This window comes from Corallococcus macrosporus, assembly GCF_017302985.1.
Classification (GTDB): domain Bacteria; phylum Myxococcota; class Myxococcia; order Myxococcales; family Myxococcaceae; genus Corallococcus; species Corallococcus macrosporus_A.
Genome location: NZ_JAFIMU010000017.1, coordinates 597,975 through 621,544, shown reverse-complemented (window position 1 = coordinate 621,544; position 23,570 = coordinate 597,975). Strand labels below are relative to the sequence as shown.

General features: G+C 71.3%; 17 protein-coding genes. 10 read left to right on the top strand and 7 right to left on the bottom strand.

Annotated elements, in window-relative coordinates; all coding sequences use genetic code 11:
• Positions 1–80: 80 nt before the first annotated feature.
• A complete protein-coding gene (locus tag JYK02_RS38795) occupies positions 81–2,339 on the bottom strand; it encodes a M4 family metallopeptidase (protein ID WP_207058004.1) in 2,259 nt (752 codons plus the stop codon).
• 364 nt (positions 2,340–2,703) lie between these two features.
• On the opposite strand from JYK02_RS38795, the gene JYK02_RS38790 reads away from it, so the two are divergent.
• Complete coding sequence (locus JYK02_RS38790; protein ID WP_207058003.1) at positions 2,704–3,678, top strand: NADPH:quinone oxidoreductase family protein; 975 nt, start codon at positions 2,704–2,706, stop codon at positions 3,676–3,678.
• A 9-nt stretch (positions 3,679–3,687) separates the two neighbouring features.
• On the opposite strand, the gene JYK02_RS38785 is transcribed toward JYK02_RS38790, so the two are convergent.
• A complete protein-coding gene (locus JYK02_RS38785) occupies positions 3,688–4,107 on the bottom strand; it encodes a hypothetical protein (protein WP_207058002.1) in 420 nt (139 codons plus the stop codon).
• A gap of 393 nt (positions 4,108–4,500) precedes the next feature.
• On the opposite strand from JYK02_RS38785, the gene JYK02_RS38780 reads away from it, so the two are divergent.
• A complete protein-coding gene (locus JYK02_RS38780; RefSeq protein ID WP_207058001.1) occupies positions 4,501–7,509 on the top strand; it encodes a non-ribosomal peptide synthetase in 3,009 nt (1,002 codons plus the stop codon).
• An 18-nt stretch (positions 7,510–7,527) separates the two neighbouring features.
• Here the strand turns inward: JYK02_RS38780 and JYK02_RS38775 are convergent, their stop codons facing one another.
• Complete coding sequence (locus JYK02_RS38775; protein WP_207058000.1) at positions 7,528–8,799, bottom strand: endonuclease/exonuclease/phosphatase family protein; 1,272 nt, start codon at positions 8,797–8,799, stop codon at positions 7,528–7,530.
• Between the two features lie 287 nt (positions 8,800–9,086).
• On the opposite strand from JYK02_RS38775, the gene JYK02_RS38770 reads away from it, so the two are divergent.
• Positions 9,087–10,199 carry an XdhC family protein gene (locus tag JYK02_RS38770; protein WP_207057999.1) on the top strand — a complete coding sequence of 371 codons (1,113 nt, stop codon included), beginning with the start codon at positions 9,087–9,089 and terminating at the stop codon, positions 10,197–10,199.
• Entirely contained in the window at positions 10,196–10,783 is a 588-nt protein-coding gene (locus JYK02_RS38765; RefSeq protein ID WP_207057998.1) for an NTP transferase domain-containing protein, read from the top strand. Before JYK02_RS38770 ends, JYK02_RS38765 begins: the two co-directional genes overlap by 4 nt.
• Here the strand turns inward: JYK02_RS38765 and rpiA are convergent.
• The 4 genes from rpiA to JYK02_RS38745 form a co-directional block, all read right to left on the bottom strand.
• Positions 10,758–11,465 (bottom strand): ribose-5-phosphate isomerase RpiA, encoded by a 708-nt coding sequence (gene rpiA, locus JYK02_RS38760; RefSeq protein ID WP_207057997.1) that lies wholly within the window; start codon positions 11,463–11,465, stop codon positions 10,758–10,760. The two genes, JYK02_RS38765 and rpiA, sit on opposite strands and share 26 nt — an antisense overlap.
• A 25-nt stretch (positions 11,466–11,490) precedes the next feature.
• A complete protein-coding gene (locus tag JYK02_RS38755) occupies positions 11,491–12,678 on the bottom strand; it encodes an AI-2E family transporter (RefSeq protein WP_207057996.1) in 1,188 nt (395 codons plus the stop codon).
• Between the two features lie 119 nt (positions 12,679–12,797).
• On the bottom strand, positions 12,798–13,943 hold the full coding sequence (locus JYK02_RS38750) for a TPM domain-containing protein (RefSeq protein WP_207057995.1): 1,146 nt from the start codon (positions 13,941–13,943) through the stop codon (positions 12,798–12,800).
• The gene (locus tag JYK02_RS38745; protein ID WP_207057994.1) at positions 13,937–14,563 is read right to left on the bottom strand and encodes a LemA family protein; all 627 of its coding nucleotides are present in this window, start codon (positions 14,561–14,563) and stop codon (positions 13,937–13,939) included. The genes JYK02_RS38750 and JYK02_RS38745 overlap by 7 nt, the downstream gene beginning before the upstream one ends.
• A gap of 155 nt (positions 14,564–14,718) precedes the next feature.
• On the opposite strand from JYK02_RS38745, the gene JYK02_RS38740 reads away from it, so the two are divergent.
• From JYK02_RS38740 to JYK02_RS38715, 6 genes are all read left to right on the top strand, one after another.
• The gene (locus JYK02_RS38740; protein WP_242589633.1) at positions 14,719–15,072 is read left to right on the top strand and encodes a VOC family protein; all 354 of its coding nucleotides are present in this window, start codon (positions 14,719–14,721) and stop codon (positions 15,070–15,072) included.
• 121 nt (positions 15,073–15,193) lie between these two features.
• On the top strand, positions 15,194–16,537 hold the full coding sequence (locus JYK02_RS38735) for a hypothetical protein (protein ID WP_242589632.1): 1,344 nt from the start codon (positions 15,194–15,196) through the stop codon (positions 16,535–16,537).
• Positions 16,538–16,601: 64 nt separating this feature from the next.
• Entirely contained in the window at positions 16,602–17,543 is a 942-nt protein-coding gene (locus JYK02_RS38730) for a vWA domain-containing protein (protein ID WP_207057991.1), read from the top strand.
• Positions 17,543–18,526: a VWA domain-containing protein gene (locus tag JYK02_RS38725; RefSeq protein ID WP_207057990.1), complete on the top strand. Its 984-nt coding sequence runs from the start codon at positions 17,543–17,545 to the stop codon at positions 18,524–18,526. Before JYK02_RS38730 ends, JYK02_RS38725 begins: the two co-directional genes overlap by 1 nt.
• A 21-nt stretch (positions 18,527–18,547) precedes the next feature.
• Complete coding sequence (locus tag JYK02_RS38720; RefSeq protein WP_207057989.1) at positions 18,548–21,235, top strand: heavy metal translocating P-type ATPase; 2,688 nt, start codon at positions 18,548–18,550, stop codon at positions 21,233–21,235.
• A gap of 165 nt (positions 21,236–21,400) precedes the next feature.
• On the top strand, positions 21,401–22,813 hold the full coding sequence (locus tag JYK02_RS38715; RefSeq protein WP_207057988.1) for an L-serine ammonia-lyase: 1,413 nt from the start codon (positions 21,401–21,403) through the stop codon (positions 22,811–22,813).
• The last annotated feature ends 757 nt before the right edge of the window (positions 22,814–23,570 follow it).

Here is a 23,570-nt window from a genome sequence, read left to right as displayed (position 1 = left end):
GGGTCCCGCGAGGAGGCGGGAGCCCGGGGTCTTTCAGGAGCGGAGCGCGGCGGCTTCGCCGCGCCCTGCGCCTTCAGGGACTACGGGACCTTGTAGGAGGCCGCCATCACGGTCTTGATGTAGCCGTTGACCGTGGTGTCCACCAGGCTCGGCACGCCGACCACGCTGATGTAGTACTTGCCCGCCGGGATGTTGCGCAGGATGCAGCTCTCCGTCGCGCTCTCCTTCACACCACGGCAGTTGTACTCGAACTGCGTCGGGGCGGCGGCGGCGCGGACGTAGAGGTCCGCGTTGCCCTCACCCTCGCCCAGGGCGACGGACAGGGTGTTGATGCCGGAGTCCTTCTTGAACTCGGGCACGTCGATGATGAACGTCTGCACGGAGCCCGGCACGCCCGAGAGGTTCTCGATGCGGGTCTCGTTGCCGATGTCCACGAAGCCGCCCTTCCAGGTCACGGAGAGGCTGGTGTTCGCGTAGGACGTGAAGCCCTTGATCATCACGTACCAGATGCCCTTGGCGCCGGACGTCGGGAACGTGCAGACCTCGCTGTTGCCGGACTTGTACGGACGGCAGTCGTACAGGGAGTCCGTCGGGGCGTTGTTCTTGCGGACGTAGAGGTCCGCGTCACCCGTGCCACCGGACATGGTGAAGGTCACGTCCGTGGCGCCCTCGGGGATGGTCACCGAGTAGTACGCGCGGCTGCCGGAGGAGCCGGAGATGCCCGTCACGGGCACGCCCTTCTCGATCGGCGTGGTCACCGGAGGAGGCACGGGCACGCCCACGCCCACGGCCTTCCAGGCGTTGCCCACCGAGGCGATCTCCGCCGCGGTGAAGCCCAGCTGCGTCGCGGCCTGCTCCGACGCGGTCTTCGCCGCCTCGAAGTTGGAGGACGAGGTCAGCAGGTCGGCGTTGATCTTGTAGAAGACGCGAGCGGCCTTCTCGAAGCCGATGCCGGTGACGACCTGGGTCGTCTTGCCGCGCACGTGCGTGCCACCCTGGGACATCAGGTAGAACGCGTAGTTGGAGATACCCGAGCTGTAGTGCACGTCCACGCCGGAGGAGTAGTCCGGGTAGTAGTCGAGCGAGTCCCCGTCCTTCGTGGGGTTGTCCATGTAGCGCAGGCCGTCGCCCGGGATGCTCGGGGTCCAGACGTCGTCACCGACGATCCAGGTGTTGGCGTCGATGACCTTGCCCTTGCTGTACCACTCGCAGACCGCGCCGAAGATGTCGGAGAGCGACTCGTTCAGGCCGCCGGACTCACCGGAGTAGATGAGGTCGGACTCGTTCTCCGTCACGGCGTGCGTCAGCTCGTGCGCCGTCACGTCCAGCGAGTTCGCCAGGTTGGAGGCGTTCACGCCGTCGCCATCGCCGTACACCATCTGGGTGCCGTCCCAGTAGGCGTTGACGTAGTTGTTGCTGTAGTGGACGAAGCTCTTCAGCGTCGCGCCCGCGTTGTTGATGGAGTCGCGGCCGAACAGGTTCTGGTAGCAGTCGTAGACCGTGCCCAGGTGGTCGTAGTTGTTGTTCACGACCGGGTCGGCGTGGGCGGCATCACCCTCCCACCGGGCGCGCACGCCGCCCGTGGGGACGTTCGTGCGGTGCTGCATGTCGTTGACCTGGCGGTTCTTCGCCGAGTGGATGTGCGGAACGCGCTCGAAGACGTCGCCCGTCTTGGCGTTCACGTACACGGAGTCGTCCACCGGGGTGGTGTCCTTCAGCTCGCCCTGGACGCGAACCTCGTAGGCCAGGACCAGCTCGTTGCCCGAGCGGCGGTAGACCAGCTGGGGCTCCGCGTTGGAGGACGCGCGCTCCGGGGAGCTGCGGTCGCCGATGGCCGCCGCGAGGGCCGCCTCGGCCGCGATGGAGGCCTTGGCATCCGCCTTCAGGTCGCCGCGGGCGTTCGTGTTCACCGCGAACACGGAGCCGTTGCGCGCGTGCAGACGGAGCTCGGCGCCCTGAACCAGGATGCCGTTCTTGGTCACGCCGTAGCGGAAGTGGGTGTCACCGTCGAAGCCGACGTAGGCCTTCTTCAGGAACAGGTCGTTCGGGTCCAGGCGGAACAGCGGCGCCACGCCCGCGAGCACCGGCGCCAGCTGCTGCTGGGCCGCGATGCCCTGAATGGCCGAGGGCGCGGGGACGGAACCAAAGGAACCGGTGAGGAAGGTGGGGACCGCGTCGGAGTCCGCCGCGATGACCTTCTGGCCCGCCGCCAGGTTGGCGGAAGCCTTCTGGACGTTCGCGTCCTCCGTGTTCGAAGCAGGAGCGCCGTCGGTGCAAGCGCCAACCATCAGGGACAGGGCCGCGGCACCCAGGGCGCCGAATACTCGCTTCTCGTACATGCAATCCTCCTAAGGGGAAAGATTAGGAAAACACTGTGACACAAGAGAGGCGCGTTTTTCAAGTACAGGCGAGATTTCCAGCTTTACGTCTCTTCTCAGACTTCGAGAATATCTCGCAACTGCTTGAAATGACGGAGGGACTCACGCAGCCCGGCTGAAACGGGGTGGATGCTTCAAACCGGTAAGGCGGTTACTTCATGGTTGAAGCACCTGTCGGCGGATGCGTGCAATGAGTGAACGACGGGGAGAAATTGCCGTCTCATTTATTCCTGACCCGGGCGGGTCCCGTGTCACCGCTGACACTGGGCGGCCCCTCCGGCCCGGGCGGGCGGGCTAGCGTCCCGGCCTCCAGGAGGCGACACACATGCGCGCGTTGCAGCTTCAGCGGCTGGCGGGGCCCGAGGGACTGGTGATGGTGGACGTCCCGGAGCCGGAGGCCGGGGACGGGGTGCTCATTGATGTGGTGGCGGCCGGGGTGAGCTTCCCGGATCTGCTGCTGACCCGTGGCCAGTACCAGATGAAGCCGGAGCTGCCCTTCGTGCCGGGGGTGGAGGTGGCGGGCGTGGTGCGCAGCGCGCCGGCGGGGGCGCGGGTGAAGGCCGGAGACCGGGTGATGGGCTTCTCCTTCACGCTGGGCGGCTTCGCGCAGGTCTGCGTGGTGCCGCCGGAGCTGGCCTTCCCCATCCCGGAGGCGTGGAGCTTCGAGCAGGCGGCGGGCGTGGTGATGAACTACCACACGGCGCACTTCGCGCTGCACCGGCGCGGGCAGGTGCGCCAGGGCGAGACGGTGCTGGTGCACGGCGCCGCGGGAGGCGTGGGCACCGCGGCCGTGCAGGTGGCGAAGGGGGCCGGGGCGCGCGTGCTGGCGGTCGTGAGCGACGCGCGCAAGGTGGAGGTGGCGAAGCGCGCGGGCGCGGACAGCGTCCTTCTCTTGAAGGACTTCCAGGCCGGCGTGCGCGAGGCCACGGACGGCCGGGGCGCGGACGTGGTGCTGGACCCGGTGGGCGGAGACGTCTTCGACAAGAGCCTCAAGGTGCTGGCGCCGGAGGGACGGCTGCTGGTGGTGGGCTTCGCCAGCGGTCAGATTCCGTCCGTGGCCGTGAACCGGCTGCTCCTGCGCAACGTCACCGTGGTGGGCGTGGCGTGGGGCGCCTTCCTGATGCAGGCGCCGGAGCTGACGGGTGCCATCGCGAAGGACCTGGAGGCGCTCGCGGCGCGCGGCATCGTCAACCCGGTGGTGGGCCGCGTCTTCCCCTTCGAGGAGGGCGCGCAGGCGCTGCGCGAGCTGGAGTCGCGCCAGGCCGTGGGCAAGGTCGTCCTGAAGGTGAAGGCCGGCTGAAGCCTCGCGTCACTCCTCTAATAAAGGAGGCAGGGGTGACGGCGTCCCGGCCTCGCGCTCCAGGACGTCCGCGGCGCGGGCGTCCCGGGGCAGGCCGAAGCGGGCCCGCGAGCACATGAGGAGCTGGCCCGCGTAGACGCTGTCCGCCAGCGCGTCCGCGTACCGGCCATGGGCCTCGCACAGCCGCGCCCGCTCATCCACCAGCCGGGCGAGGATGCGCGCCTGCTCCGGGTGGGTGAAGAGGCTGACGACGGAGCGCGCGTCGAAGCGGGCGAGCGTGTCGTACTCCATGCCCAGCGTCGTGGTGCACGTCTCGCGGATCCGCTCCATGCACGCGTCCCAGGAGGCTCGCGTCCGGGCGATGTCCGTCACCGAGCGGCCAAGCTCGCGAACGGCGTTGAGCAGGAAGGCGTGTCGTAGCGAAGGCATCCGGTCCTCCACTACAGCCCAGCGCGCCTGAATCATCCAGCGCGTCAGGGGGTGTGTCCCCACCCCGACGGATCAGGTTGCACCCACCCGGGCCGGACCGCGCGCGCGCCCGCGGCACACCCCCACGGGAAAAAGGCAGACATCGTCACAACGGCGTGACGACGCGCGCCCGCGGCGTTCCAAAGATATATCCAGGCAGGAATGACAGACGCCGGACGTGGACGTCCTCCGGGAGAGACGGGGGCGCGGATGACCCGAACGGCGTGTCGCAATCAAGACTTGAGATGTATCAGCGCGTGGTTCCCACGTATTGCGCACGCGCTGCCAGTCTTTAGACTTTTCACGCGCGAAATCCCCCCGTCGCGCGAGTCACTACATCCCAAGGAATGCACCATGGCCCGTCCGTCCACGCTGCGTCTGCCCCCGACCGCGGAGGTCGCCTTCGGAGCCACGGTGCTGAAGCAGCCAGAGCTGCTGCGCCGGGCCTCCCGTGTGGCTCGGCGGCTGCGCACCGAGTGGAACGTGCAGCCCGGGGACCGCGTGGGGCTGATGGTGGTGCCCGGGCCGGAGGTCATCCCGGCCATCCTGGGCATCTGGATGGCGGGCGCGGCCTACGTGCCGTTGGATCCGTTCCTCCCCGACGAGCGGCTCCTGCGCATCCTGCGCGACGCGGGCCTGCGCGGCGTCGTCACCCAGCGCATGCACCGCGTCTCCGTGGGGCTGCTCGAGACATGGCTGGGCTCTCCCCTGCCCTTCCTGGAGGCGGACGCGGCGGTGGTGGACGGCAAGGAGGACGCAGAGGTCCCGGACTTCATCGACGCGCCGCCGGACCGGCCCGCCTACCTCATCTACACCTCGGGCAGCACCGGTGAGCCCAAGGGCGTGGTGTGCACGTTCCGGGGCCTGGTGAACCTGGTGCACGGCGTGGCGCCGCTGTTGGGCCTGGGGCCGGACACGCGGCACCTCCAGTTCGCCAGCATCAACTTCGACGCGTCCGTGTGGGAGGTGTTCCCGACGCTGTTCGCGGGCGGCGCCGTGGTGCAGGGCTCGCGCGAGGACCTGCTGCCCGGCCGGCGCATGGCGGAGTACCTGAGCCAGCAGCGCGTGACGCACCTGTGCCTGCCGCCGTCGGTGCTGGGCCAGTTGGGCCCGCACGTGGACACGCTGCCGGACGTGGCGTGCGTGGTGATGGCGGGCGAGCGCTGCCCGGCGCCGCTCGCGGAGCGGTGGCATGCGTCCGGCCGCCGCGTCTTCAACGCCTACGGCCCCACGGAGGGGACGGTCTGCGCGACGGCGTACCGGGTGAAGGGCGGCGAGTCCCCCGTGCCCATCGGTCAGGCGCTGCCGGGCGTGCGCCTGCGCGTGGTGGGGCCGGATGGCCAGGACGCCGCGGAGGGCGTGACGGGCGAGGTGTGGATTGGCGGCGAGGGCGTGGCGGAGGGCTACCGCAACCAGCCCGAGCGCACGCGGGAGCGCTTCCCCACGGACGCGGACGGCGCCCGGTGGTACCGCACCGGAGACGAGGCCCTGCGCCGCGCGGACGGGGCGCTCGTCTTCCTGGGCCGGATGGATCAACAGGTGAAGCTGCGCGGCTTCCGCATCGAGCTGGAGGCCATCGAGCAGGCGCTGTACGCGTATCCCGGCGTCGCGCAGGCGGCGGTGACGGTCTTCGAGCACACGGACGCGCAGGGCCAGACGACGGGCCTGCTGGTGGCCTACCACAGCGTGCAGGAGGGCCACACGGTGGACCTGGACGCGCTGCGCGCGCACCTGGGTGTCGTGCTGCCGGACTACATGGTGCCGCACCGCTTCGTGGCGCTGCCGCGCCTGCCGCTCATGCCCCACCTGGGCAAGGTGGACCGGCAGGCCCTGCCGCCCCCCATGGACTGGGTGGGCACCACCGCGTCCGAGCCCCGCGCCGCGGCGTCCGAGGCTCCCACCACGCCAATCGACAAGCTGTGCCGCGCCTTCGAGCGGGGCCTGCGCGCGGCGCCGGGAACCGTCACGCCCTCCACGCACTTCTTCCAGGCGGGCGGCGACTCGCTGGGCGTGGCGCACGTGCTGGCGCGGGTGGAGGAGGACTTCGGCGTGTCGCTGCCGTCGCGCCGCGTGTACTCGCACCCCACGCCCCAGCTGCTCCTGCCCTTCTGCGAGGCCGGCGCTGTCCCGGCGGAAGGCGGCCCCCAGAGCGTGCGCGCCACGCTGCTCACCGACGCGCGCTCCACGGCCCTGCCCCAGCTCGCGACGCCCGCGCGGGTGACGCAGCCGCCGCGCACGCTGCTGCTCACCGGGGCGACGGGGTTCCTGGGCATCCACCTGCTGGCGGCGCTGGCGCCCCGCGTGGAGCGCATCCACTGCCTCGTGCGGGCCCGCGACGACGCGGAGGCCGGCGCCCGGCTTCGCGCCACCGCGCGCAAGTACGGCGTGCACCTGCCCTGGCGCGACGGGCGCATCCAGGCGGTGGCGGGCGACATCACCCGGACGCGGCTGGGCCTGGAGGCGTCCGTGCATGACGCGCTCGCGCTCCAGTGCGACGCGGTGGTGCACTCGGCCGCGAGCATCAGCTACATCCTGCCGTACGCGGACGCCGGGCGGCCCAACGTCGCGGGCACGCAGCAGGTGCTGGCCTTCTGCGCGTATGGCCGCGCGAAGCCGCTGCACCACGTGTCCTCGCTCAGCGTCCACGGCGCGGTGGGCACGCTGCTGGGCGTGGAGGAGGTGGCCGAGGACTTCGCGCTGGAGCGCTCGCTGGACCTGATGGTCTACGAGAACGGCTACACGCGGGCCAAGTGGGTCGCGGAGCGCATCGCCGCGGACGCGCGCGACAGCGGCCTGCCCGTCAGCATCTACCGGCCGGGCTTCATCCAGGGCCACAGCCGCACGGGCATCGGCAACGCGGACGACATGCTGTGCCGGCTGCTGGTGGGCAACGCGCAGTTGGGCATGTCACCGGACCTGCCGGACAAGTACTGGCTGCCGGTGCCGGTGGACTACGTGGCCAGCGCCACCGCGCACCTGGTGCTCACCCAGGCGCCGGGCGGCACGTACAACCTGACGCCGGAGCGCGAGCAGGAGCCTTCGCACAACGCCCTCTTCGACATGCTGGGCGAGCACGGGCACCCGGTGCGCCGGGTGGCTCCGGCGGTGTGGCTGCGGGAGCTGGGCCGGGTGGGGCCGGACAACGCCCTCTTCCCGCTGGTCGCGTTCCTGCGGGAGAAGGTCTACCACGGCACCCGCACGGTGCTGGAGCTGCACCACCGCACGCCGCGCGTGCGCACGGACCACACCCGTGCCGCGCTGGCGGGCACGGACCTCCAGTGCCCGGACATCGACGCGGCCCTGCTGGGCCGCTACGTGAAGGACCTGTTCGCGCGCCACCGCTGCGCGGCCATCGCCGCGTAGCGATGGCCGCACGGGACGTCAGTGGTGCGACGGGTACTGGGTCTGTCCGTCGGAGAAGCGGTAGTGGGCCACCACCGGCTGGTGGTCCGAGGACTCGGTGGAGCGGTCCACCTCGAAGAGGACGGGGACCAGCGAGCGCGTCGCGTAGAAGTTGTCGAAGCGCTTGCCCGTGGCGTGCACCACGCCGTGGCTGTCCGGGTGCGAGGTGAGCGTCGCGCAGTCCGCGATGTCCTGCAGGCGCCACCACGCGGGGCTGTGCTTGGGAATCTGGCCGGAGCTCAGCTCCTGACGCGCGTGGTGCGGCGTCGTCAGCGAGTGGTCCGCCAGCCGCACGCGCACCGTCGCCGCGTGGCACACCGTCTCCGGCAGCTCCTGCTCCAGCACGTGCAGCTCGTGGCGCAGGCGCGGATCCGAGATGTTGCCCACGCCCCGGTCCCCCACGGTGACGTTGTGCATGTCGTCGCCGTAGCGGAGCCGGAACTCCTCGATGGTGTCCGTGTCGTCGTCCTGCTTCGCGTGCAGCAGGTGCGCCACCAGCCAGGAACCGCCGCGCTTGATGGCGGTGTTGGCGTTGAAGTCGCCCAGCACCACGGCGGAGGCGCCCTCGCGCCGGCGCAGCAGCGCGTTGAGCTGACGCAGGTTGAGGGCGTTGATGGCCGAGTCGCCCAGCGCGTGGTGCAGGTTGTAGAGGTAGAGCGGCTTGCCGGCCACCTCCAGCTTCAGCCAGAGCACGCCGCGGTCCTCCACCAGCTCACCCGCGTAGCCCTGCCGGGAGATGGCTTCGTTGCGCTCGGCGTCGCTGAGGACGTAGGTGAAGTGCGCGGCGTCCACGATGGGATGGCGGCTGAGCCATGCCTTGCCGTTCACCAGCCGCGTGCCGTCATCGCCGTCGTTGCCCTGGTAGGCCAGGTGGAAGCCGAAGCGGGACGCGAGCAGCACCGACATGGGGACGCCCGCCTCCTGCAGGCCGATGACGTCCGGCATGCGGCCCTGGGCCTCCAGCTGGGTGAAGTACTCCAGCAGCGCCTCCTGGCGCTCGCCGCCCATGAGGATGTTGTAGCTCATCACCGTGAGGCCCGGTCCCCGGGGCGCGCGCGGTGAGGGGTGGTGCACGATGAAGGTGCGGCCGTCTCCCAGCCGGCGCTCGCTGGCGGGCAGCGGCACGGCGTGGAAGTCCGGCAGGGTGAGGGTGGGGTCACGTCTGGGCAAAACGTCCTCCTGCCCGCCCGGCTTGCGGCCGAGCAGGTGTCCCACGGCGGGCAGGTGTTCCAGCACTTCGGGCATCTTCATGCCGCCCTCCCCTTGCTGGGGCGCCAGGCCCTCGGGGTGCGATGAGCAAAGGGGAAGCGATGTCGGGCGTCATGCCGTCGCGCTGTGGATTCCACCGGGCCTCCGTCAAAAGTCCTCCGCTCAAGTTCGTGGCGACAGGCCACGTCCGCCAGCGTCATGCAGGGGACGGGCGGTCGGCTGGATGGCTGCCCTGCGTGCGCCGGGCATGAAAGGCGCGTCGGGCGGTGCACATCCGTCCCGCGTGGAATCGCCCCGGTGTCGAGACGCGGGTGGTTAGATGGCGGGCGATGAAGGAACTCGATGACCTCATGCGGGCCTGCGGGCGCGCCTCCGGCCCGGTGGTGCTGGCGACGGTGGTGGCCGTGTCCGGTTCGTCCTACCGGCGCCCGGGCGCCCGCATGCTGATGGGCGCGGACGGGTGGCTCGCGGGCGGGGTGAGCGGCGGGTGTCTGGAGGGCGACCTCGTGCGCAAGGCGTTCTTCTGGACGTCGGGCGGGCCGCGCGTGCTGCGCTACGACACCACCGGCGACAACGCGGAGGACGAAGGCGGCCTGTCGTTTGCGCTCGGGTGCAACGGCGTGGTGGACATCCTGCTGGAGCGCTGGGAGCCGGGCCCCGGTGACGCGCTCGGCTTCGCGGCCGAGGCGCGCAAGCAGTCGCTGCGCGCGGTGGTGGCCACCGTGTACCGGGGGCCCGCGGACGCGGTGGGCCTGCGGCTGATGCTGCGCGAGGACGGCGTGTCGGCGGGAAATCTCACCGGCGCGCTGCTCGAGCCGGTGCGCGAGGCGGCGACGGAAGCGCTGGTGCGCGGCGTGCCGTGGAGCGGCGCATGCGGGGGCGCGGAGGTGCTGGTGGAGGTGGTGGAGCCGGCGCCTCCGGTGGTGGTGTTCGGCAGCGGCTTCGACGTGGCGCCGGTGGTGGCGCGCGCGCAGGGATTGGGCTGGCACCTCACGGTGGTGGCGGACCGGCCCGTGGAGCTGCTGCGCCGCAGGTTCCCGGGGGCCCAGGCGCACGTCGCGTCCCGGGCCAGCGAGGTGCTGGAGAAGGTGCCGCTGTCCGCGCGCAGCGTGGTGCTGGTGATGACGCACAGCCTGCCGCAGGACCGGGAACTGCTGGAGCGGCTGGTGCCGCTGCCGGTGCGCTACCTGGGAGTGCTCGGGCCCCGTGCGAGGACGGAGCGCATCCTGCGGGAGCTGGCGCGCACGCCCACGGATGCGCAGCTGGAGAAGCTGCACGCGCCCATGGGGTTGGACCTGGGCGCGGAGGGCGCGGATGAGATCGCGCTCTCCATCATCGCGGAGGTGCAGGCAGTGCTCGCCGGACGCGACGGAGGACGGCTGCGCGAGCGGCAAGCCCCCATCCACACGGATGCCGTGGCGCCGGAGCGCAGGTCGGCGTGACCGTCGCCATGGTGGTGCTCGCCGCGGGGGGTTCGTCGCGGCTGGGACAGCCGAAGCAGTTGCTTCGTCACGAGGGCACTTCACTGGTCCGGCGCGCGGCGGAACTGGCCCTGGCCGCGAGCCCGGTCGTCGTCGTCGTGCTGGGTGCTCGCCGTGACGACGTCGCCGCGGAGCTGGAAGGGCTCAGCGTGCGGTGCGTGGACAATCCGGACTGGGCGCTGGGTCAGGGCTCCTCCCTGCACGCGGGCCTGCGGGCCCTTCCGCCAGATGTGGCGGGTGTTGTCCTGATGCTCTGCGACCAGCTCCGCGTGGACGCGGCCCACCTGCGCTCGCTCATCTCCACGTTCGAGCGCACGCACGCGCCCATCGTCGCCTCCGCCTACGCGGGCACTCGGGGCGTCCCTGCCCTCTTCTCCCGCGCCCTCTTCCCCGAGCTGGCGGCCCTCCCGCCCACGGGCGGCGCGCGCGGGCTCATCGCCCGGGACCCTTCGCGCGTCTTGGAGGTTCCGCTGCCCGGCGGCGAGGACGACGTGGACACCGCCGAGGACGCCCTGCGCCTCACGCGCCCCGGACGCGGTGGGTGATGCCTTCGGGCCCGGCCACCACCAGGTCGGTGGTCAGGTTCAGGAACAGGCCGTGCGCCATCACCCCGGCCCGCGATTCCAGCTTCGCGGCCAGCGCCGCCGGGTCGCTGATGGGACCGAAGTCACAGTCCAGCACCACGTTGCCCTGATCCGTGTGGAACGGCGCCCCGTCCAGCGCGAGCCGCACCACCACGCGCGCGCCCAGCGACTCCAGGAACAGCGCCTGCGAACGCCAGCCGAAGGGCAGCACCTCCACCGGCACCGGCCACTTCGTGCCCAGCCGCGGCGACAGCTTGGGCGCGTCCACCACGATGATTTCGCGGCGGCTCGCCTGCGCCACCACCTTCTCGCGCAGGAGCGCCCCGCCACCGCCCTTGATGAGCGACAGGTCCGGCGCCACCTCGTCCGCGCCGTCGATGGTGAGGTCCACCACCGGGTGCACGTCCAGCGTGGTGAGCGGCACGCCCAGCGACGCGGCCAGGGCCTCGGTCGCTTTCGACGTGGGGACACCCACCACGTCCTTCAACGTCCCGGCGGACAGGAGCGCGCCCAGCCGCCGCACCGCGTACGCGGCCGTGCTGCCCGTGCCCAGCCCCACCACCATGCCCGGCTGGATGAAGTCCACCGCGCGCTCCGCCGCCGCGCGCTTGAAGGAAGCCGAAACACTCTCGTCGGAGGTCATGGGGTGCTCGAGGGAGGGGGCCTGCTCAGTGCGGCGTCCCAGGATGCCCGGAGTCGGGCGGGGGCGCACGCCGCGCTTCCTTCCCTGACGCGGCGAGTGGACCCGCCAACAGTGCCTCGTCCACGTTCCCCAGGCCGGAAGGCAGGGCCGCCGCGAGGCGCCGCTCGCGCTTCCACGCCTTGCGACGCTCGCGCTGCACCTCCGTGAGCAGCACCTGCCCCGCCGCCGCCGCCGGCACCGCGAGGATGACGCCCAGGAGCCCCGCGACGGAGCCGCCCACCAGCGCCACCAGCGAGATGAGCAGCGGGTTCATCTTGATGGCACGCCGCTGCACCAGCGGGCTCAGCAGGTGGGATTCAATCTGCTGGTAGACCATGAACACGGCCAGCGCGATGAGCGCGCGCTTCGAGCCCACCGACGCCAGCGTGGTGACGGTCACAAGCAGCGCGGTGATGACGCTGCCGATGTACGGGATGAGCCCCAGCACCATCGCCACCAGGCCCAGGGGCAGGAAGTACGGCACGCCCAGCGCCAGGGACATGAGGGCCGTGAACGCACCGCCCACGCTGACGATGAGCAGCGTGCCGACGAGGTAGTTGCCCACCGCCTCGCGCATCCGGCCCACCACGCGGCGCACGCGAGGACGGCTGCGGGGACGCACCCAGCCCAGGATGCTCGCGTAGAGGTCCTGCCCGAACAGCAGGCCGAACACGGCCAGCGCCAGCACGGTGATGCCCGCGCCCATCAACTCCACCGTGGACGACAGCACGGTGATGAGCGGCTTCGCCAGCGTGCCGGGCTCCATGCCCAGTGCGTCCTGCGGGTGCGACAGCACGCCGAAGTGCTCATCCAGCTTCCGCACCCAGGGCGCCTGCGTCAGCTCCGTCAGGAAGCCCGGCGCCGCCTGAACCAGGTGCTGGAGCTGCTCCACCAGCAGCGGCACCAGCGTGAGGATGAGCAGGCCGGTGACGCCCAGCAGCGTCAGCGCGATGAGCGCCACGCCCAGCCCGCGGCGCAGTCCCCAGGACTGCATGCGCCGCACGACGGGCTCCGCCGCGAGCCCCAGCAGCAGCGCCACCGCCAGCAGCGTGAGCACGGGACCCAGCCGCTGGAGGGCCGTGCCCAGCAGCACGAGCAGCACCACCTGGGCCCCGACCGACCACACCGTCCGGGGCGGCACGTAGACCGGAACCCCCTTGCGCGAAGCCTTCATGCCCCCAAGGTAGGGAGTGCTCCCCAGGCAAGCGACTCGCTCCCGGAGGCAGGCTTCGGGATGTCAGGTGCGAAACGCCGCCCGCGAGGAGGGCAGGCGGCCAGACAGGCGCCAGGGGGCTACCAGGAGTCGCTGCCGCCACCGCCGCCGGAGGAGCCGCCGCCCCCGCCCCAGTCCGAGGAGGACGAACTGGACGAGTCACTGCTGGAGGACGACGACCAGTCGGAGCCCGACGACGATGAGCCGACGCTCCAGCCCCACGAGGAGCTCTCGCTCGAACCGGAGGAGGAAGAGGAGCCCCAATCCCCCAGGACATTCTGGCTCCGGACCGCCCCGTAGATCAGCAGCCCCACGAACAGGAATGGGATGGAGGCGGGGATGGCCAAGAGCGAGCCCAGCACGATCCACCGGAAGAAGTCCGACAGCTCCAGCAGGGGTTCATGTGCCCAGAACTGGCCGACCAGCGCGCTCCAGACGGGGAGGAGGAGCAGCAGCAGGCCCCAGACGGTCTGCTTCCGCCGGACCAGGGACCACCCCCAGAAGAACAGGCCCACCAGCGCGCCATACGCGACGAAGGTGAACACCGGGGTCCGGGGGCCGGACCAGCCGATGGCGACGAACATGGCGGCCGGCAAGAGCACCACCATCGCCGCCAGCACGGAGTTCTTCGGGTCCCGGAGGCCCGCGACCTGGAGCTGGAGCAGCAGCCGCGCCGCCACCCACGCCGTCATGAACAGGGCCATGAGGAACATGCGCGACTCGGACTGCGTCCAGGCCGTCGGCGTGGCGCCGGGCGCTGGCAGCGCGTCCGGGGACACCTGCTCGCGCACACCCGCGATGATGGCGAGCAGCGCCGGTTCGAACCGTCCCTGGCGCAGCAGCGGCCCCTGCGCGTGCAGCAGGTCGGTGGTCTCGCCGTCCGTCAGCGACGACTCCAGCCCGTAGCCCACCTCCAGCCGCGAGCGGCGGTCTCCGCGCGCGATGACGAGCAGCAGGCCGTTGTCCCGGCCCGCCTCCCCGCCCTTCCATTCGCGGAACACTTCCTCCGCGAAGTCCTCGATGGGCTGGCCGTCGGTGGTCTCCACCAGCAGCACCGCCATCTGCACCTGCTTCCGGGCGCGCAGGTCCACCAGGGCCCGGGAGACGACTTCCGTCTCCTGGGGCGTCAACATCCCCCGCGGATCCGTCACCGGCCGCGTGATGGTGGGAACGGCGGCCAGCACCAGCATGGGGAACAGCAGCGTCAGCAAGACGGTCTTCACCATGAGGAGACCTCCGGGGACAGCGGAAGCACCGGGGGCAGGCCGCTCAGGCGCACCACCCAGCTTGCGGGAAAGGAGGCCGCGGAGGCGTTGTAGGCAGCGGCGCGTTCGTCGTAGCGGCGCCGCTCCACCGCCACGCGGTTGTCCGCGCCCACCAGCTCCGCGTCGCGGTTCAGGCCGGGCGTGAGCTGATCCGCTCGAGCGCGCAGGGACTCGCGGCGCTCCAGCACGTTGCGTACCTGGGCCCGCTTCTGCGCCACGTCCGCCAGGGTGGACGTGAGGCCGTTGCGCACGACGAGCCCCGACACGGCCAGCACGCCCGCGAGCGCCACGCCCACCCACGCCCCCTGCCGGAGCCTCGCGCGGCGCTGACGCGACAGCCGCTCGCGGGCCTGGGCCTCGCGGGCCTGCTCCTCGCGGCGGCGGGCCAGCGCCTCCAGCGCCTGGTCCACGTAGCGCGCGGGGATGTCCAGCTCCTCGCCGATGCGCCGCAGGTCGTCCGGGGTGAGCGTGTCCGGCGCGGCGTCCTTCTGCATCAGCCGCGTGGCGGTGGCGATGAGCTCGTTGACGTCGTCGTAGGCCACGCTGCCCGGGGCCTGTCGCGTGCGTGTCACGTCACCCATGAGCCCGTCCCCCTTGCGCTTCCGGCCCGGCCCCACGCCGGATCCGCGCCCGACGATATGTCATTCCGTCCCGGGCCCGATAATGGCCCTCCGCGAGCGTGGCGCCCCTCCAGCGCTCCGGGCAGACTGCCGCGCCCATGGACAAGCCCCAGACAATGCGGTCGTTCGTGAAGCTGCTCGTGACGGATGCGCAGGCCTCCGTGCGCTTCTATGAGGGCCTCGGCTTCGAACGCATCGCGTCGGAACCTCCCATCCTCCGCCTCCAGTGGGGCGGCGAGTCGGACGTGTACCTCGTGAGCCACCCTTCAAGCCTGAAGCTGGAGGGACGAAAGGGCATGGGCGTGCTCGTGGGCTTCCGCGCGGGCTCGGAGGGCGTGGACGCGGTGGCCGCGAAGGCGGCGGCGCTGGGCGCGCACGTGGAGGGCCCCACGGAGCAACCCTGGTACACCCGCGAAATCGTCATCACGGACCCGGACGGCTACCGGCTCAACTTCATCGAGCCCGCCTGACGCACCGGCGGCCCCTTTCGCTCCACGCCCCGGGCTTTTAAGGGGCGCGGAACGAACGATGGATTCGACGCCGTTGCGCGGACCCGGGGACGCCGCCCCGCCACTTGATTGCCCCAGCGGCTTGCGCCAGCCTGTCGCGGCCTCCGTGAGCACACCCCGCTACTTCGTTCCCCACGCCGCCAGCCCGGTTGAACCCGTGCCGTGCGATGCCTCGGAGGTCGTCCACGTCCTGGACGCGTTCCGGCTGGAGCCCGCGTACCTCGGCGAGCCCGAGTGGTTCGTCTGCACCGACGTCGTGGGCCAGCTCCAGCTCATCCCCGGCAGCGAGCGCGCGCGGCTGCCCGCGTCCGTGCAGGCGCAGCTCGCGCACCACGAGGTCGCCTCCGGCCGTCCTCCGCGCCGCCTGGCCGCGACGGAGCTGTTCTTCTTCTCCCCGGAGCTGGTGGAGCACCCCGCGGACGCGGACGGCTTCAACGACCCCGTCTACCTCTACGGCACGCTCACGGGCCCGTGGCCGGGCAACGCCGTCACGCGCGTGAACGGGCAGCTCACCGTGACACGCGGCGACGTGCTCGCGGGCTTCGCGCATGGCGCGCAGGACGCCTTCCACTACGTGAAGGACGCGGAGAGCCGCGACGTGCCCCGCGCTTACCACGCGCTGCTGCCGGGCGACCGCGCGGATCAGCTCGCGCAGGGACGCGGGCTCGTGCTCACGTACCCGGCGGTGCCCGCGGAGCTGCAGGCCCACCACGCGGCCAACGGCGCGCAGGTCGCGAGCGTGCTGCACGCGGTGCTCACCCAGTTGCAGGAGGACGCGCGTACGCACCAGGGGCCGAAGGAGCTGGTCGCGCTGGACCTGCCCGCCGCGAGCCGCGCCATGGCCATCGCGGACCTGGAGCTGCGCGGCTACGAGGTGAAGGGCGACATCGCCACGCCGCGTCCCACGAAGGGCGGGCTGGTGGGGAAGCTCGCCGGCTGGCTCCAGGACGAGGCCGTGCGCGTGCCCCGCGAAGCGCCGCCGCCGGAGTTCCTGGAGCTCGCGCGCCGCGTCCTTCCCCTCATTCCCGGCTGGCCCACGGAGACGGAGCGCACGCTGCGCGCCCACGTGCTCGCGGGCACGCTGTCCCCGGGCACACCGCTGACGCGCGCGACGGTGCCTCGCGCGCCCACGCCACCCGCGGCCATCCCGCCGCGCCTGCCCACGCCGCCCGTGCGCTCCAGCGACTGGATGCAGGACTTCATCAGCGCGCACGGCAAGCCGGGCGGCACGAAGCCTCGCCTCACGAGCCTTCAGCCGAAGCCCGCGCCCCGGCCGGCCCCCGCGCCTCCTGTTTCAAAAGCCTCGTGGCAGGCGGACTTCGGCCCGGCTCCGGCCGCGCCCGCCCGTCCGGCCTCCAAGCAGCAAGAGAAGGCGCCCGCCCCGCCCGGCAAGAAGCCGGATTGGATGAGCGACTTCGAGGACTGACCCGCTCGGTTTGCGGTGCTCGTACGCCGAGCGATAGCGTTTTCACCCTCCAGAAAGGCAGACCATGGGACACGAGAAGCCGATCGAGCCGTTTTCGGACCTGCACCGCGAAGGGGACCACGTGCGCGCGGTGCTGCTGCACGACCCCACGGTGGAAGGCCTGGACATGGCCATCTACATGGACGCGTCCGGCAGCATGAAGGAGGAGTACGCCTACAAGACGCAGCAGCGCGGCTTCCTGGAGTGGCTGCGTGGCGCGCCGATGAAGGAGGCCTCCAACGACGTGGAGCCGCAGGTCCGGTGGATGCTGGAGTACCTGGCCACCAAGGACCGCAACGGTCTGCTCCGCGTGGCCTACTGGGCCTGTGGCACCAACGGCCGCCAGGTGGAGGCCGTGGGCGAGCTCAAGGGCACCGACGTGAAGCAGTACAAGTTCCCCGGCGCGAAGCAGCTGGGCGGCTACACGTACCTGGAGCCCGCGCTGCGCGACTACGTGAAGTACCTGGAGGAGCAGGTGAAGGTGGGCGCGAAGCGGGGCTGCGCCATCATCGTCACCGACGGCCGCCTCCATGACGCCGAAGCGGTGGAGAAGTTCTCCGAGGAGGTGGCGAAGAAGATCGCCTCCGGCCGCCTGCCGCGCATCAACTTCGTGCTGGTGGGCGTGGGCGACGACATCGACGAGGAGCAACTGGAGCACATCGCCCACGCGGAGTACCCGGGCGTGGGCCACCTCTGGTGCCACCGCATCGCGAAGGAGATCACCCAGGTCGCGGAGCTGGTCGCCGTGCTGGTGGACGAGACCATGACGGTCGCCGCCGGCGGCACCATCTACGACGACAAGGGCAAGATCCTGAAGACGTACGAGGGCCGCCTGCCCGCGGTGCTGGAGTTCGAGGTGCCGGAGGAGGCCAAGAGCTTCACGCTGGAGGTCAACGGCCAGCGCTACACCCAGCCGCTCCCCGACGAAGAGCACCACGACGGGGACGAAGACGAGGACCACCACTGATGGCCGGCCACGAAGTCATCAACCGCCCCTTCTCCGACGTCCACCGGATGGGCAACAAGGTCGTCGCGACGCTGTTGCACGACCCCACCGTGGAGGGCCTGGACGTGGCCCTCTACATGGACGGCTCCGCGAGCATGGAGAACGCGTACGGGCCGCGCGGCATCCTGGCGAAGCTCGCCCCGGTGAAGAACCAGGTCGAGCCGCAGATGCAGTGGATGCTGGAGTACCTGGCCAACAAGGACCGGGACGGCAAGGTGCGCGTCACCTACTGGGCCTGCGGCGACGGCACCCAGCTGGAGATGGTGGGCGACCTCACCGGCCCGCAGGCCAAGGGCTACCGCTTCCCCGGTCCGAAGTCCTACGGCAAGGCCACGGTGATGCTGCCGGTGCTGCGCGACTTCGTGGCGCACATCAAGCAGCAGGTGGGCGAAGGCGCCAAGCGGGGCCTGGCGGTCATCATCACGGACTCGCAGATCAACGACGCCCATGACGTGACGGCCTACGCCACGCAGGTGGCCAAGGAGATCGCCTCCGGACGGCTGCCGCGCATCAACTTCGTCTTCATGGGCGTGGGCGAGCACGTGGACGAGGAGCAGATGGAGGAGATCTCCCACACCACCTATCCGGGCGTGGGCCACCTCTGGTGCCACCGCCACGCGGACCGCATGGAGGAGATGGCGGAGCTCGTCGCCGTGCTCGTGGACGAGACGATGACCGTCGCCGCCGGCGGCACCGTCTACGACGAGAAGGGCACGGTGCTGAGGACGTACGAGGGCCGCCTGCCCGCGGTGCTGGAGTTCGAAATCCCCCCCACGTGCAAGCAGTTCACGCTGGAGGTCGCCGGCCAGCGCTTCGACCAGCCCGTCCCGGAAGAGCACGAGGACGAGGACCACCACGACGAGGACGAGGACGAGAAGCCCCAGGCGGCGGCGCAGCCCCCGGCCGCCGCGTCCTCGCATTCACGCCGCGGACACCGCCACTAGGGCGACAGGAAGAGCCAAGCCATGTCGGAGCAGAAGAAGAGCGGGTCGCGGTTCGGTTCGTTGAACATCAAGGGCCTCAAGGAAGCGCAGCCCGCCGGCAACGCCGTGCAGCGCCACGTCCACGGCCCGGGGTGCAACCACGACCACGGTCATGACGGCCACGGTCATGACCACGACGAGGCGGACGGCTTGACGCACGTCCACAGTGCCTCCTGCTCCCATGGCCACGACCACGGGCATGACCACCACGGCCATGCCCACTCCCAGCGCGTCATCCGTCCGCCGGCCCACCGTCCGGCGGAAGGAGGCGGCGCCGCGCTCCAGCTGGACCTGGAGGGCACGCTGCCGGGAGAGACGGACGACCAGGGCCGCTTCGAGCGGCTGGAGGCGGCCCTGGAAGCGCAGCACGGCATCACCGACGTGCACCTGCGCCGCGACGCGGGCCACGCGGAGGTGTGCATCCACTACCAGCCGTCGCTCGTGAGTGTCTCGAAGCTGGTGACGCTCGCGCAGAAGACGGGGGCGCAGGTGGCCGCGCGCTACCTGCACCACACCTGGTTCGTGCGCGGGATGGACTCCGCGGACGCGGCCCAGGTCATCGAGCACGCCGTCTCCAGGATGAAGGGCGTGCTCACCGCCAGCGTCGCGTACGCCAGCGAGCGACTGGTCATCGAATACGACAAGGAGGAAGTGAAGCTGCCGGACGTGGAGGCCCGGGTGAAGGCGCTCGGGTACGGGCTGGAAGTGCCCATGGCGGGCCACGCCTGTTCGCACCACGCGCACGGCGGCGGCCTGGCTCCGCTCCTGGAGCTGCCCCTGGTGGTCGCCTCCGGCGTGCTGCTGGCGGCGGGCTTCGTGGTGGACCACTTCGCGCTGGCGCCGCCGCTGGTGGCCACGGTGCTCTGGGCGCTGTCCATGGCGAGCGGCGGCTTCTTCGCCATCCGGGGCTCGGTGCAGTCCATCGCGCAGCTGCGCATCGACATCGAGACGATGATGGTGGTGGCGGCGCTGGGCGCGGCGGTGCTCGGCGCGTGGTTCGAGGGCGCGTTCCTGCTCTTCCTCTTCAGCGCGGGCCACGCGCTGGAGCACCGGGCCATGGAGAAGGCACGCCGCTCCATTGAAGCGCTGGGCCAGCTGCGCCCGGAGGTGGCGCGCGTGCGCCGGGGCTCGGAGGTCGTGGAGGTGCCCGTGGCGGACGTGAAGCGCGGCGAGCGCATCGTCGTGCGCCCAGGCGACCGCGTCCCGCTGGACGGCGTCATCCGCGAGGGCAAGAGCTCCCTGGACCAGGCGGCCATCACCGGCGAGTCCATGCCGGTGGCGCGCAAGCCGGGTGACGAGGTGTTCTCCGGCACCATCAACTGCGAGGCGGCGCTGGAGGTGGAGGTCACGCGCCTGTCGTCGGAGTCCGTGCTGGCACGCGTCGTGGACATGGTGGCGCAGGCGGAGGCGCAGAAGGGCAAGCGGCAGCGCTTCGCCCAGCGCCTGGAGCGCACCGTGGCGCCGCTCGTGATGGCGTCCGCGGTGGTGTTCCCGGTGGTGCTGGTGCTGACGGGCACGCCGCTGAAGGAGGCGGTGCTGCGCGCGGTGGGGCTCCTGGTGGCCGCGTCGCCGTGCGCGCTCGCCATCTCCACGCCGTCCGCCGTGCTCTCCGCGGTGGCGTCGGCCGCGCGCGGCGGCGTGCTGATCAAGGGCGGCATCTACCTGGAGCTGTTGAGCGGCATCCGCGCCATCGCCTTCGACAAGACGGGCACGCTCACCGTGGGCCGCCCCCGGCTGCTCACCACGTGGGCCGCGCCGGGCGTGACGCGCGAGGATCTGCTGGGCACTGCGGCGGGCGTGGAGGCGCTGTCCGCGCACCCGCTGGCCAGGGCCGTGGTGGACGGCGCCGCCGAGGCGCGCATCCCCGTGCCCGAGGGCCGCGACCTGGAGGCCATCCACGGCCAGGGCATCCGCGCGAAGGTGGGCAACGACGCGGTGGAGGTGGGCAGCACGGCCCTCTTCGCGGGCGAGGCGATTCCCTCGGAGGTCACCGCCGAGGTGACGCGGCTGGAGGAGGCGGGCCAGACGACGATGGTGGTGCGCCGCGCGGGCCGCTACCTGGGCGTGCTGGGCGTGGCGGACACGCTGCGCGGCGGCGCGCGGCAGGTGGTGCAGGCGCTCAAGGCGGGCGGCATCGAGCGCACGGTGATGCTGTCCGGCGACAACGCGCTCGTGGCCCGCTCCATCGCGCAGCAGGTGGGCCTGGACGAGGCGAAGGCGCCGCTGATGCCCGCGGACAAGGTGACGGCGGTGAAGGACCTGGGCCGCACGCACCCGGTGGCCATGGTGGGTGACGGCGTCAACGACGCGCCCGCGCTGGCCGCCGCCGCGGTGGGCGTGGCCATGGGCGGCGCCGGCAGCGACGCGGCGCTGGAGACGGCGGACGTGGTGCTGATGAGCGACGACCTGGCGAAGCTGCCCTTCGCGCTGGAGCTGTCCCGGCGCGCCACCGCCGTGATGAAGCAGAACCTGGTCATCGCGCTGGGCGTGAGCGCGGTGCTCGTCGTCGCCGCCGTGCTGGGCCTCACGCGCATCAGCCAGGCGGTGGTGCTCCACGAGGGCAGCACCCTGCTGGTGGTGTTCAACGGCCTGCGGCTGCTCGCCTTCCGGCCGAAGGCGCCCGCCTCGCCGCCCCAGCCCGCCACGGGGCCGCAGCCCGCCGCCGGTTAGCCCGGACGCGTCATGCTTGGGATGGCAACTTCCCCCACGCCCGGAGGGACGAGCGCACGCGCGACGTGTTGCCTTGCGGCCTGCATGACTTGAACTGGATGCATGCAGCGCGTCGTGAGCGGGGTGTGACAGGCGGCGCGGGTTGGACATGGCATGGTGGCCCCCATGCCTGTCAGCGTCTTCGACCTCTTCAAGATTGGGATTGGACCCTCCAGCTCGCACACGGTGGGGCCCATGCGGGCGGCCCGCATGTTCGTGGTGGGGCTGTCGGACGCGGGGCTGCTGGAGCGGGTGACGCGGCTCAAGGTGGAGCTGTTCGGTTCGCTGGGCGCGACGGGCAAGGGGCACGGCAGCGACAAGGCGGTACTGCTGGGGCTGCGCGGCGACACACCGGAGGACGTGGACGTGGAGCTGGTGCCGTCCATCGTCGCGCACTGGCGCGCGGAGGGGCGCGTGTCGCTGCTCCAGCGGCTGGTGCTGCCATTCCGGGACGGCGAGCACCTGGTGATGCACAAGCGCAAGGTGCTGCCCTACCACCCCAACGGGATGCGCTTCAGCGCCTTCGGTGAGGGCGGGGAGTCGCTCGCCTGCCGCATCTACTATTCGGTGGGCGGCGGCTTCGTGGTGGACGAGCAGGCGACGGCGGGCGCGGATCCGCTGCGCGCGGAGCAAGGGTCCGTACCCCTGCCCTTCAAGTCCGCGGCGGACCTCTTGGAGCACTGTGAGCGGGAGCGGCTGCCCATCAGCTCCGTGATGATGCGCAACGAGCTGGCGACGCGGAGCGAGGAGGAGATCCGCGCGGGGCTCTTGCGCATCTGGGCGGTGATGCAGGCGTGCGTGACGCGCGGGTGCACGACGGGCGGCATCCTGCCCGGCGGCCTGAAGGTGGAGCGGCGTGCGGCGGCGATGTACCAGCGGCTCCTCAGCCGTCCGGAGGCGGGGCTGACCAACCCGCTGACGGTGCTGGACTGGGTGAACCTGTACGCGCTCGCGGTGAACGAGGAGAACGCGGCGGGCGGGCGCGTCGTCACCGCGCCCACGAACGGCGCGGCGGGCATCATCCCGGCGGTGCTGCACTACTACTGGCGCTTCGTGCCGGGGGCGAACGCGGACGGCGTGGTGCGCTTCCTGCTCACGGCGGGGGCCATTGGCGCGCTCTACAAGGAGAACGCGTCCATCAGCGGCGCGGAGGTGGGCTGCCAGGGTGAAGTGGGCAGCGCGTGCTCCATGGCGGCGGCGGGGCTCGCGGAGGTGCTGGGCGGCACGCCGTTGCAGGTGGAGAACGCGGCGGAGATCGCCATGGAGCACAACCTGGGGCTCACCTGCGATCCGATTGGCGGGCTGGTGCAGGTGCCCTGCATCGAGCGCAACGCGATGGCGTCCGTGAAGGCCATCAACGCCGTGCGCATGGCGCTGTCCGGTGACGGGCGGCACTTCGTGAGCCTGGACAAGGTCATCAAGACGATGCGCGACACCGGCCGAGACATGAAGGACAAGTACAAGGAGACCGCGCGAGGAGGCCTCGCGGTCAACGTCCTGGAGGTCGCGAACCTCAGCGTCGGCCTGCCGGAGTGCTGAGACATCCGGCGGCTTGAGAAGCGCCCCCATCCGTGCTGGCCGCCGAGCACCGCGAACGCCGGTGCCACCGGTACGGGCCACGCGGAGACGGCCCAGGTCCCGGCCCGCCATGCCGGGCACGCCCGCCCGACGCGGCCCCAACCTATCGGACCAGTCCCGAGTTCCAGATGGAGCGGCCTCGCACGGTCGCAGGGGCTCAACGGGTCTGACTGTCGGACAGGTTCCGCTGCTCGGATGGAACGGCCACCTCCGGCCCGAGGCGGATCCAACCTGTCCGACTGTCGGACCAGTCCCGCTATCCAGACGGAGCGACCTCGCCCTGCCACAGGGGCCAAACCTGTCCGACTGTCGGGTTCAGTTCCGCGCTTTGGATGAAGCGGCCACCTCCTGCCCGACGCGGCGGCAACCCACCCGACTGTCGGACCGGTTCCGCTGCTCGAATGAAGCGACCATCTTCTGCCCGACGCGGCTGCAACCTGCCCGATTGTCGGACCGGTTTCGCTGCGCGGATGGAACGACCATCTCCTGCCCGACGCGGTTGCAACCAGTCCGACTGTCGGACCGGTTCCGCTGCTCGGATGGAACGACCACCTCCTGCCCGACGCGGTTGCAACCAGTCCGACTGTCGGACCAGTTTCGCTGCTCGGATGGAACGACCACCTCCTGCCCGACGCGGTTGCAACCAGTCCGACTGTCGGACCAGTTCCGCTGCTCGGATGGAACGACCCTCTACCGGCTGAGGCGGCCCCAACCAGTC

What these genes read in the sequence shown, in the direction of transcription:
- JYK02_RS38720 (WP_207057989.1), top strand. Translation starts at nt 18,548, where the DNA reads ATGTCGGAGCAGAAGAAGAGCGGGTCGCGGTTCGGTTCGTTGAACATC.
- rpiA (WP_207057997.1), bottom strand. Translation starts at nt 11,465, where the DNA reads ATGACCTCCGACGAGAGTGTTTCGGCTTCCTTCAAGCGCGCGGCGGCG.
- JYK02_RS38795 (WP_207058004.1), bottom strand. Translation starts at nt 2,339, where the DNA reads ATGTACGAGAAGCGAGTATTCGGCGCCCTGGGTGCCGCGGCCCTGTCC.
- JYK02_RS38730 (WP_207057991.1), top strand. Translation starts at nt 16,602, where the DNA reads ATGGGACACGAGAAGCCGATCGAGCCGTTTTCGGACCTGCACCGCGAA.
- JYK02_RS38745 (WP_207057994.1), bottom strand. Translation starts at nt 14,563, where the DNA reads ATGGGTGACGTGACACGCACGCGACAGGCCCCGGGCAGCGTGGCCTAC.
- JYK02_RS38775 (WP_207058000.1), bottom strand. Translation starts at nt 8,799, where the DNA reads ATGAAGATGCCCGAAGTGCTGGAACACCTGCCCGCCGTGGGACACCTG.
- JYK02_RS38755 (WP_207057996.1), bottom strand. Translation starts at nt 12,678, where the DNA reads ATGAAGGCTTCGCGCAAGGGGGTTCCGGTCTACGTGCCGCCCCGGACG.
- JYK02_RS38750 (WP_207057995.1), bottom strand. Translation starts at nt 13,943, where the DNA reads ATGGTGAAGACCGTCTTGCTGACGCTGCTGTTCCCCATGCTGGTGCTG.
- JYK02_RS38790 (WP_207058003.1), top strand. Translation starts at nt 2,704, where the DNA reads ATGCGCGCGTTGCAGCTTCAGCGGCTGGCGGGGCCCGAGGGACTGGTG.
- JYK02_RS38780 (WP_207058001.1), top strand. Translation starts at nt 4,501, where the DNA reads ATGGCCCGTCCGTCCACGCTGCGTCTGCCCCCGACCGCGGAGGTCGCC.
- JYK02_RS38770 (WP_207057999.1), top strand. Translation starts at nt 9,087, where the DNA reads ATGAAGGAACTCGATGACCTCATGCGGGCCTGCGGGCGCGCCTCCGGC.
- JYK02_RS38715 (WP_207057988.1), top strand. Translation starts at nt 21,401, where the DNA reads ATGCCTGTCAGCGTCTTCGACCTCTTCAAGATTGGGATTGGACCCTCC.
- JYK02_RS38785 (WP_207058002.1), bottom strand. Translation starts at nt 4,107, where the DNA reads ATGCCTTCGCTACGACACGCCTTCCTGCTCAACGCCGTTCGCGAGCTT.
- JYK02_RS38740 (WP_242589633.1), top strand. Translation starts at nt 14,719, where the DNA reads ATGCGGTCGTTCGTGAAGCTGCTCGTGACGGATGCGCAGGCCTCCGTG.
- JYK02_RS38725 (WP_207057990.1), top strand. Translation starts at nt 17,543, where the DNA reads ATGGCCGGCCACGAAGTCATCAACCGCCCCTTCTCCGACGTCCACCGG.